The organism is Terriglobales bacterium, assembly GCA_035543055.1.
Lineage (GTDB): Bacteria > Acidobacteriota > Terriglobia > Terriglobales > Acidobacteriaceae > JAIQFD01.
In genome coordinates, this window is sequence record DATKKJ010000172.1 from 1 (window position 1) to 10458 (window position 10458).

General features: G+C 62.6%; 9 protein-coding genes. 4 read left to right on the top strand and 5 right to left on the bottom strand.

Translation table 11 applies throughout. The features are described from left to right. Both VMS96_11450 and VMS96_11455 read right to left on the bottom strand, forming a co-directional pair. On the bottom strand, positions 1–395 hold a 395-nt coding region (locus VMS96_11450), incomplete at its 3' end, for a hypothetical protein (protein HVP44041.1). A 37-nt stretch (positions 396–432) separates the two neighbouring features. Beyond that, a complete protein-coding gene (locus VMS96_11455; protein ID HVP44042.1) occupies positions 433–2166 on the bottom strand; it encodes a hypothetical protein in 1734 nt (577 codons plus the stop codon). A 501-nt stretch (positions 2167–2667) separates the two neighbouring features. Here VMS96_11455 and VMS96_11460 point away from each other — a divergent pair. The 3 genes from VMS96_11460 to cyaY all read left to right on the top strand — a co-directional run bounded on the left by VMS96_11460 (position 2668) and on the right by cyaY (position 5625). Next, on the top strand, positions 2668–3141 hold the full coding sequence (locus VMS96_11460) for a single-stranded DNA-binding protein (protein ID HVP44043.1): 474 nt from the start codon (positions 2668–2670) through the stop codon (positions 3139–3141). Between the two features lie 139 nt (positions 3142–3280). Beyond that, a complete protein-coding gene (locus VMS96_11465) occupies positions 3281–5233 on the top strand; it encodes a prolyl oligopeptidase family serine peptidase (GenBank protein HVP44044.1) in 1953 nt (650 codons plus the stop codon). Positions 5234–5292: 59 nt separating this feature from the next. After that, positions 5293–5625 carry an iron donor protein CyaY gene (gene cyaY, locus VMS96_11470; protein HVP44045.1) on the top strand — a complete coding sequence of 111 codons (333 nt, stop codon included), beginning with the start codon at positions 5293–5295 and terminating at the stop codon, positions 5623–5625. Between the two features lie 53 nt (positions 5626–5678). Here the strand turns inward: cyaY and VMS96_11475 are convergent, their stop codons facing one another. Both VMS96_11475 and VMS96_11480 read right to left on the bottom strand, forming a co-directional pair. Beyond that, on the bottom strand, positions 5679–6482 hold the full coding sequence (locus VMS96_11475; protein HVP44046.1) for a FecR family protein: 804 nt from the start codon (positions 6480–6482) through the stop codon (positions 5679–5681). Between the two features lie 83 nt (positions 6483–6565). Next, entirely contained in the window at positions 6566–7579 is a 1014-nt protein-coding gene (locus VMS96_11480) for a YpdA family putative bacillithiol disulfide reductase (GenBank protein ID HVP44047.1), read from the bottom strand. Positions 7580–7766: 187 nt separating this feature from the next. On the opposite strand from VMS96_11480, the gene fumC reads away from it, so the two are divergent. Next, positions 7767–9176, top strand: coding sequence for a class II fumarate hydratase (gene fumC, locus VMS96_11485; protein ID HVP44048.1), 1410 nt, complete (start codon positions 7767–7769; stop codon positions 9174–9176). Positions 9177–9278: 102 nt separating this feature from the next. Here the strand turns inward: fumC and VMS96_11490 are convergent. After that, a partial coding sequence (locus VMS96_11490) for a serine hydrolase domain-containing protein (GenBank protein HVP44049.1) occupies positions 9279–10458 on the bottom strand: 1180 nt, incomplete at its 5' end.

The following is a 10458-nucleotide window of genomic DNA, read 5'->3' on the forward strand; positions in this document are numbered from 1 at the left end:
TCTTCCTTGAAGATGATGATCTTCGCGTCCTGGCCGCCGAGCTCGATCACCGAGCCGCATTCCGGGTACAGCTTCTCCACCGCCAGCGAGACCGCGTTCACCTCCTGCACGAACTTCGCCCCGATGTGCTTGGAGATGCCCGAGCCGCCCGAACCGGTGATGAAGGCGCGGAAATTCTCGGGCGGAGTGTTGGGGAAATCGGCCTCGATGGCCTTCAGCATCTCCAGCGCCTTCTCCGGCTGCTTGGTATCGTGGCGCTGGTAATCGGCCCAGAGGATGTCATCGGTGGTGCCGTCGATGACCACGACCTTCACCGTGGTGGAACCCACGTCGACGCCCATCCAAAGCTGGTCGTAACGCTTGTTGCGATCGGCTTTTTCCGTCAGTCCCGGCATTCAGTCTCCAGTAGTTCTCAGTTCTCTTGGCTGCTGGTTAGTGAGCTTCGACGTGGTACGGAACCTGTGCGCCCATCTTCTCGGCGACGTGGATGGCGAAATTGGCCGCGGTGCCGATCACGCCCTTGTACTTGGGCACGTGATACAGCGCGGTCTCCATCTCCGGATGCTCGGCCACGAAGGCCTTCAGTTCCTGTACCGTCTTGCCGAGCTTCTCGAGCACGTCCTTGTATTCGAGCTTGGATTTGGCCTTGGCCTCGCCCAGCGCCATCTGCACCCGGCTGTGGGCGTTGATCTCGCCCTCGCCCGAGGTCTCGATGGGCAGGAAGATCATGTCTTTGTAGTGCGACACGACCGCCGACTGCGCGCCGTCGGACTGCGTGGAAGGCATGCAGCCGAAAGGCTTCAGCGACAGCACCATGTGGCAGAGCTCGCGGTTGGAGTAGTAAATATTCTTTGCGACTTCGAGGTGGCCCTCGCCGCCGCCGGCGCGCGAGTTGTAGTAGGGGTGGCCAAGGCGCTGCAGTTCGTACTGGTTCACCAGCTTGTGCGCCGTGCCGCCCAGCGCGTCGATGATCTTGTGATACTCGCGGGCGAAGATGACTTCGGCGGCCTTCAGCTTCATCAACCGCTGGCGGTAGTTCCACTCGATCTTGGCCTGCTTGTCGATGCGCCATCCCGGAGGCATCACCGCACCCTCTTCCAGGCCGCGGGTGTCGCGGATCTTCTGCACCACCTGGTGGATCATGTACATGATCCAGGTGCCGATGGGCTCGACGATGAGCTGCGCGCCTTCCTTTTCCAAGAAGCGGAACATGTTGAAGTTGCCGTCGCCCTCGGTGGTCTGCGCCCAGAACTCGCCCGTGATCTTCACGATCGGCTTCACCCGGAAGCGGTCCACCTTGATCGAGTTGTAGCGGTCACGCACGTGGTTCAGCGCGGTGGTGTAGTCGTCGCTGTAAAGCTGGTTGAGGAATTTGCCGAGATACTCGACCGTCCCCTTCATCGGGACCTTGGAGCCCAGCTTGCCCAACTGCTTCTCGATCGACCACGGGGACTTCTTCTTGAGCACCTCGTGCATGTAGTCGATGACTTCGTCGAGCATGGCGTCGGTGGCCCCGGCCTCCATCTCGAACGGGCGGATCTGGTACGCGACCTCGTTGATGATGTCGCCCATGTTCAGCGAGTTCAGCAGGTTGAGGAAGAAGTCCAGGTTCATGCACAGGCCGGCTTCGGCGTCGGACTGATTCAAGCCGCCGGACTGCTGGAACAGCATCACCCGGAAGCCGTCGTAGCCGGAGTTGCGCAGCGCCAGGCGGTATTCGGCCTCATACATGCCGAAGCGGCAGGGGCCGCAGGCGCCGGCGGTCAGGAAGACGTAGTTGTTGATCAGGTCTTCCCGCTTGATGCCCGATTCCTCCAGCTTCTGCAGGTACTGGACCAGATTGCCGACCGTGAAGTACGTCGGGTTGCACTGACCGTTGTTGCCGTACTCCTTGCCCAGTTGGAAGGCCTTGACGTCGGGGGTGGGCACGACCTCGCAGCGGTAACCCAGGCCCTCGAGCGCGCCGTGGACCAGCTTCTCGTGCTTCCAGGTCAGGCCGCCGAAGAGCAGGGTTGTGTTGCTGCGCTGGTCGGCGGTGAAGCCTCGCTCGACGGGCTTTTGGAAGTGGTGGACTTCCTTGTGCACCAGCCCAGCCTCTTTCTCCAGCCGTGCACGCTCTTCCGCCACCCGCTGGCGGATCATCTCTTCAATGGATTGGATCTGCACAAGTCCTTGACTGGGTGCTGGATGCGTCGAAGTACTCATTTCCCCGCCTTTTGTCCCATTCTGGGACGAAGTAATCTTGGCGCGGCCGTTCTTAGCCGCGGAAGGTTAGGCTTTTGCTCCCCAACACACACCGCCGCCGAGGCGCATAGGCGCGTCCGTAGCTGGGGCCCCCACATTCAACGATGGTATTTTTCAGCGAAAGCCCCTAATTCCTAATGACTTTGTAGCGAACGGCGGGATTTGGGGGTCTAAGCGGTGCGACGGAACCTTGAGCGGGACAGGAAGTTAAGTGATATCAGTGACTTACGTTGAGGCGCGCTCGGGAGCGACGAATTCTTGACCTACTTGTCAATTACTTGACCAGGCCTTCCTTCGTGTTCTCTCTGTCGGCCTTCGTGTCCCTTGTGTTGAGGTCTCTGTTTCTTGCCCGCCGGCAAGTCGTGTCACCCATGGGCCGAACTGGTATAGTGCTCCCAACTTTTTTCGATGGGAGCCGCACTCATGCCAAAGAGCGTGAACAAAGTCATATTGGTAGGCCATCTGGGCAAGGATCCGGAGGTCAAGTACACCCCCAGCGGAACCGCAGTGGCCAAGTTCAGCCTGGCCACCAACGAGCGCTACAAGGACAAGGAAGGCAACTGGCAAGACCGCACCGAGTGGCACAACATCGTGGCCTGGCAACGGACCGCCGAGATCGCCGGCGAGTACCTGAAGAAGGGCCGTCAAGTGTACATCGAAGGACGCCTGCAGACCCGCTCCTGGGACGACAAGGAGAGCGGCCAGAAGAAGTACATGACCGAAATCGTCGCCCAGGACCTGGTCCTGCTGGGCGGCGGCGGCGGCGGCGGGCGCGGTGAAGGTGAAGAGGGCGGCGGCGGACGGTCTCGCAGCGCCTCTGCCGGCATGGACCAGCGCCCGCAGCAGGAAGAAGCTCACCAGGGCACGGGCATCACGGACGAGGACATCCCGTTCTGAACATCAGTAACCGGTACTCGGTCCCCAGCACTCAGCGATGATTCCCGCGGCGTTGACGTTTTGCCATGGTGCGGGTCTAACGAGGGAATGCTCGCCGTTCCCTGCCTCAAGAAGAATCCATTCGATCAAGGAGACTCTCATGACCCGGACTCTCCGCTGTCTCTCGCTCATCTTGCTGCTTTCGACCCTCTCCTTTTCCGCCGACAAGCCCGCAGCTCCTGTCCTGCGCCCAGCCGACAATCTGGTAGTGAATGGCGTGCCCGACGTGCCCCAATCCATCGCCGAGCAGGTCGGACGCTACAGCGAATTCCGCGGGGCAGCGCCCACCAGCTGGCACCCGCTGCGGCGCGAGATGATCATCGCCACCCGCTTCGCCGATACCTCGCAGGCGCACCTGGTGAAGATGCCGGGCGGCGCGCGCACCCAGCTCACCTTCTTCCCGGAAAACGTCTTTGGCGGGCGCTTCGAGCCGACCAAGGGCGACTACTTCATCTATGGCAAGGACAAAGGCGGCGACGAGTTCTACCAGGTCTACCGCTACGACCTGGCCAGCGGCGAGTCCACTTTGCTGACCGACGGCAAGTCGCGCAACACCGGCGGAGTCTTCTCCTACAAAGGTGACCGCATCGCCTACGGTTCGACACGCCGCACCGGTAATGACGTAGACATTTGGGTCGTCGAGCCCCTGAACCCCAAGTCCGACCGCCTGCTCTGCGAATTGAAGGGTGGAGGCTGGGCGGCGGTGAGCTGGTCGCCGGATGACAAGAAGGTCCTCATCATGGAAGAGATTTCGGCCAACGAGAGCTACCTTTGGCTGGCGGACTCGGCGAACTGCGAGAAGAAGCTGCTCACCCCCAAGGGCGGCAAGGAGAAGATCGCCTATGGCGATGCCGCCATCAGCCGCGACGGCAAGGGCGTGTACGTCACGACCGACAAGGATTCCGAGTTCCAGCGCCTTGCCTATATCGACCTGGCCACCGGCCGGCACACCTTCCTCACCACCCACCTCAACTTCGACGTGGACGACTTCGCCCAGAGCTGGGATGGCAGCACCATCGCCTTCGTCACCAACGAGAACGGCATGGGCGTCCTGCACCTGATGAATGCGCGTACCGGCAAGGAGATTGCCGCACCCAAGCTGCCCGTCGGCTTGGTCGGCAGCCTGCGCTGGCACAAGAACAACCGCGATCTCATGCTGTCCATGAACAACAGCCGCTCGACCTCGGACGCTTATTCCATCGACGTGAAGACCGGCAAGCTCGAGCGCTGGACCTACAGCGAGACCGGCGGCCTGAACACCGCCAATTACTCCGAGCCCCAACTCATCAAGTGGAAGAGCTTCGACGGCAAGGAGATCACCGGGTTCCTCTATAGGCCGGCGGCGAAGTTCACCGGCAAGCGCCCCGTGATGGTGGATATCCACGGCGGCCCCGAGGGCGAATTCCGTCCCGGCTTCCTCGGCCGCAACAACTACTACCTGAACGAGATGGGGGTCGCCCTCATCTTCCCCAACGTGCGCGGCTCGAGCGGGTTCGGCAAGACCTTCCTCACGCTCGACAACGGGTACCTGCGCGAGGACACCTATAAGGACATCGACGCGCTGCTGGACTGGATCAAGCAGCAGCCCGACCTGGACGCCGACCGCATCATGGTCACCGGCGGCAGCTATGGCGGGCACATGACCCTGGCGGTCTCCACCTTCTACAGCCCCAAGATCCGCTGCTCGGTGGACATCGTCGGCATCTCCAACCTGGCCACCTTCCTGCAGAACACCTCGGGATACCGCCAGGACCTGCGGCGGGTGGAGTACGGCGACGAGCGCGACCCCAAGATGCGCGCGTTCCTGGAACGGATCGCGCCTCTGAACAACGCGGAGAAGATCAAGAAGCCGATGTTCGTCATCCAGGGCTACAACGATCCCCGCGTCCCCCGCAGCGAGGCCGAGCAGATCGTCAACACGCTGAAAAAGACCGGCACCCCGGTGTGGTACCTCATGGCCAAGGATGAAGGCCACGGCTTCCAGAAGAAAAAGAACCGCGACTTTCAGTTCTATTCCACGGTGCTGTTCATGCAGGAGTACCTGCTGAAGTAAGGACCGGGCAGCAGGCCAGGGGCGCGGCGCGAGTCGCGCCCCTCTTCTATAATCCCCCCATGGACGAGCAGGAATTCCGGCGCAGGGCCGACGCCGCCCTGGAATCGTTGAAGCGCAGCCTGGTAGCGGCCGAAGAGCAGGCTGATATCGAGGTCGAGGACCAGGCGGGCGCCCTCCACATCTCTTTCGAAGAACCGCCGGCCCGGTTCGTCATCTCGCCGCAAGCGGCGACCGGCCAGATCTGGATCTCGGCCCTCTCCACCAGCTTCAAGCTCGACTGGTCCGACGCCGCCAAAGAGTTCGTGCTGGCCAAGACGGGCGAGCGCCTCAAACCGCTGGTCGGACGGCTGATCAATGAGCAATTAGGCGAACAGGCGGTCACCCTCGCCTGAAGCTGGCGCAGCGGATCAAGAGAAATGCCTGCAGTCCCGCAGGCTGAGTCCGGTTACTTATTCGGATTGTTGCTCGTGGAAGAGGAAGCTGCCGGCGCGGCTGGCGCCGCATCCTTACCGCCAACCGTGACGCCGATGGCGACGCTGGCCACCGCCACGCCCAGCCCGATGAGAAGATTGCGCAGAAGATGCGAGCCGCCGGACCCTGCCGCACTGGTGTTTTCCGTCGTGGTATCCGAGATGCTGGCCTGCTGCACGACCGGCGGCGTGGTCTGCGGACTGCCCACCCCGTGACTGGAGACCTCCAGCATCTGTCCGGCCTGAAGCGTCGCCTGTTGTCCTGCGGCGGCACCCAGCCCGCTCACGACGACAGTGCCGCTATACACCACGACCGTGCTGACCTTCGTCTCAGGATTGAAGAAGATCGAGAAATCTGTGCCGATGACGCCCGCGACTGCGTTCGGGGTCCGCACCTCGTACTTTCCGTCGGGCTTGGTGATGGCTACCACCCGGCTGCGCAGCTTGCCGTAGTCGAGCTCCACCTGGGTCTGCTGGACGCTGGCGTCGTGCTGCGTGATCTTGAGCTGGCTGTTGGAACCTACGCTGAGGATCGAACCGTCGGTCAATCCGATGCGGGCACGGCCCGATTTCTCCGTTTGGATAAGGTCATTCCAATGGACGTCGTCTTTGAATTTCGCGGGGGTATTGTTGCGTGACGCGATCGGGATCAGGGAGGTGATCTGGCCGGCAGGCTGCGCCGACCCGCCTGCCTGGGCGAAGACATGAAGCGGCGAGAGCAGGTAACAGAGGAACAGCGCCAGAGCCTTCATTACGATGCCGGGGCTGGTCCGCTTCATATGGCCGCTTCCGTACTTCTACCTGGATATTCTGGATTTCGAAACCCCGCTCGTCAAGTACTTTGCCCACTGCTCCTGGGTTTTCACGGGTTACCAGATGGCATGGTCGGCCGGCCAAGCTTGCGGGTTACGTCGGCCGCTATCTGCCGCCCGTGGAACCGTCCGTTCTCGATGAAGATCTCGCTGGTGCGGGAGCCGGCGATCACCACCCCCGCCAGGTAGAGGCCGGGCACGTTGCTTTCCAGCGTCTGGGGATCGCAATCGGGGCGGCAGTCATTGGCCGTGATCCTCACTCCCAGGCGGCGCAGGAAGTCGAAGTCCGGGTGATAGCCGGTCAGGGCGAACACGAAATCGGCCTTGAGCGTGGCCTCCCCCTCCGGCGTCTGGATGCGCACCCTGTCCGGCCGGATCTCCAACACATGGCTGCTGAAAAAGGCCTTCACTTCTCCGCTCTTGATGCGATTCTCAACATCCGGCTTGATCCAGTACTTGACGCTCGGACTCATGCCCGGCCCGCGATGCACCAGCGTCACCCGGGCACCGTGCCGCCACAACTCCAGGGCAGCGATCGCCGCTGAGTTCTTGCCCCCGATGACCGTAACCTCGCAGTCGTAGTAAGGGTGCGGCTCGCGGTAATAATGGAAAACGTGCGGCAGGTCCTCGCCCGGAACACCCATCAGGTTCGGCAGGTCGTAGTAGCCGGTCGCCACCACCAGCTTGCGGGCACGATATTCGTAGGCCCGGCCGCGATGGTCCGCGGTGTGCACGCGGAAATCGCCGTCCTTCCCGCCCACCTGTACCACCTGCTGGTACTGCCGGATGTCGAGCCGATAATGCTCCGCCACCTTTCGGTAGTACTCGAGCGCCTCCTGGCGGGTGGGCTTCTGGTGGGCCGTGGGGAAGGGGATGTCGCCGATCTCCAGCAATTCCGGCGTGGTGAAGAAAGTCATGTTGGCGGGGTAGTGGAAGAGCGAGTTGACCAGGCAGCCCTTGTCCACGCACACGGCACGAAGTCCCGCGCGCTTCGCCTCGATGGCGCACGCCAGGCCCGTAGGCCCGGCGCCGATGACCAGCATGTCGAAGATGTCTTCAGCCATGACTTGGACGATTGGATGATACTCGCCAACTCTGCGGTTCAAGTACTGGGTAGTCCGCCAAAGATCCCGCGTGGCCGCTTTTTGCGTGCTCCCTCGACCCTATGGTGCGATAATTTCCTGTTTTGATACTGATTCATTCTGAGTACTGAGTACCGAGTACTGAGTACTCCTTCATAGGAGCACCTTCATGGCCACCGCAATCGAACCTGTGACGAAAACCCGCCTTGAATCCGACAGCATGGGCACCATCGAGGTGCCCTCCAACGTCTACTGGGGAGCGCAGACCCAGCGTTCTCTCCTGCACTTCGATATCGGCCGCGACACCATGCCGCCGGAGCTCATTCGGGCCTTCGGCATCCTGAAGAAGGCCTGCGCCCTGGTCAACCAGGACCTGGGCAAGCTGCCCGCCGACAAGGCCAAGCTGATCGTCCAGGCGGCCGACGAGGTCATCGCGGGCAAGCTCAACGAGCAGTTTCCCTTGCGCATCTGGCAGACTGGCAGCGGCACTCAGACCAACATGAACGTCAACGAGGTCATCAGCAACCGCGCCATCGAGCTGGCCGGCGGCGAGATGGGATCGAAGAAACCCGTCCATCCCAATGACCACGTCAATATGTCGCAGTCGTCGAACGACACCTTCCCCGCGGCCATGCACATCGCGGCGGCGGAGCGGGTGCAGAACAAGCTCATCCCGGCTGTCCAGACGGTGGTGGACGCCATCAAGGCCAAGGCCAAGGAGTTCAACGATGTGGTGAAGATCGGGCGTACCCATCTGCAGGACGCCGTGCCGCTCACCCTGGGGCAGGAGTTCGGCGGCTGGGCCAGCCTGCTGGAACGCGACATCGAGCGTCTGAAGCAGGTGCTCCAGGGCCTCTACGACCTGGCCATCGGCGGCACCGCGGTCGGGACCGGGCTGAACACCCACCCGGAGTTCGCCGAGCGCGCTGCCCAGAAGATCGCGGAGTTGACCGGGCTTCCCTTCCGCTCTCACCCCAACAAGTTCGCGGCGCTCTCCGCGCATGACGAGATCATCTTCGCCCAGGGCGCACTCGAGACCCTGGCGGCCTCGTTCATGAAGGTCTCCAACGACATCCGCTGGCTGGCCTCGGGGCCGCGCTGCGGGCTGGGCGAGCTCAGCATCCCGGAGAACGAGCCTGGCTCCTCCATCATGCCGGGCAAGGTCAACCCCACACAGTGCGAGGCCATGACCATGGTCTGCGTCCAGGTGCACGGGGCCACCGCCGCTGTCGGCTTCGCCGGCAGCCAGGGCAACTTCGAGCTCAACGTCTTCAAGCCGGTCATGATCTACAACTTCCTGCACTCGGTGACCCTGCTTGCCGACGCCTGCCACGGCTACGTGGAATACATGATCAAGGGCATCGAGGTGGACAAGGCCAAGGTGGACTGGTACGTGAAGAACTCGCTGATGCTGGTGACCGCCCTGGCGCCCAAGATCGGATACGACAAGGCCGCCAAGGTGGCCCACACCGCTCACGTCGAGCACAGCAGCCTGCGTGAGGCCGCGCTCAAGCTGGGATACCTGACCGGCGAGGAGTTCGACCAGTTGGTGCGTCCGGAGAAGATGACGCACCCGTAGGAAGTCCAGAGTGCAGAGTGCAGAGTACAAAGAAGCGCGCCTCGGTCCGGCGCGCTTTTCCCGTTCCTCGGCGCTCTCTGCGATCTCTGCGGTTTAGAGCTCCTACTCCGCGGCCGCGACCTGGAACTGCTCGATCTTGCCGTCGGGCAGGTCGCGCAGCGTGATGCGCACCTTCTGGCCGTTCTTGAACTTCAGCGAGTACGCGCGGAAGCCCATGCCGCCGCGCAGGCTGTGGGTCGCCTGCGCGAATTCCTCCGGCGGCCCCAGCGGGCCGAGGCTGTCGGCAAAGTCCTTCAAGGCCTGTTCGCTGAAATAGCTGTTGCAGTTGTAGGTGAACAGGGAGCGGTCGATGGTCCCGTGCTGCAGTCCTTCGAAGACCTTGCGGGCCAATTGCAGGCGCTCTTCCTTTTTCTCGTCCTGGACGGTGAACAGCAGCGGCTGGATCCGGCGCACGATCTGCCCGGCAGCGCCGGAGGCATCCAGATTGGTCAGCACCACGATGGCGGCCCGGTCGTCGGGATAGACCGCATTCTCGGCCACGAACCCGGAAACCTCGCCGTTATGCGCGATCACCCGCCGGCCCTCCTGGAGGGCGACATCGACTCCCAGCCCGTAGCGCGTCCCGACGCCGTTCTTCAGGCGCGTGTCGGTCTCCATCTCGCGATACGATGCCGGCTTGAGCAGCGTCTGGTCCATCAGGCTGATGTCCCAACGGGCCAGGTCGGAGGCGGTCATGGCCAACTCCCCGGCCGCGAACATCCAGCCTTTCCCCTCCTTGGGCGCGGGCCGCGGAGGCCCGAGCGCATATTTCAGGTAGCCGATGGGGTTTTTCGGGTCGTCCTTGGCCACATGCATGCTCACCGCGCTCTCCATGTGCAGCGGCGTCAGGATGCGCTTCTGCAGGAGGTCCATCAGGCGCATGCCGCTGGCCTTCTCGATGATGAGCCCGGCGATGACGTAGTTGGTGTTGCTGTACTGCCACTTCGTGCCGGGATCGAAATCCAGCGGGATGCGCGCCCACCCGTCCAGGATCTGCCGCGCCGTGGTCGGCTCCATCATATTGGGCATCACGTAGTCCTGCGGCCAGAAATCCTGGTAGCCCGAGGTCATCGAAAGCAGCTCGCGGATGGTGACCTCGCGGGCGCGGGTCAGGTCGGGCAGGAATCTCGAAACCGGATCGTCGAGTGAGAGCTTCCCCTGCTCCGCCAGCATGAGCATGGCAGCGGCGGTGAATTGCTTGCTGATCGAGCCGATGCAGTACCGCATGTCGGGGCGCGCCGCG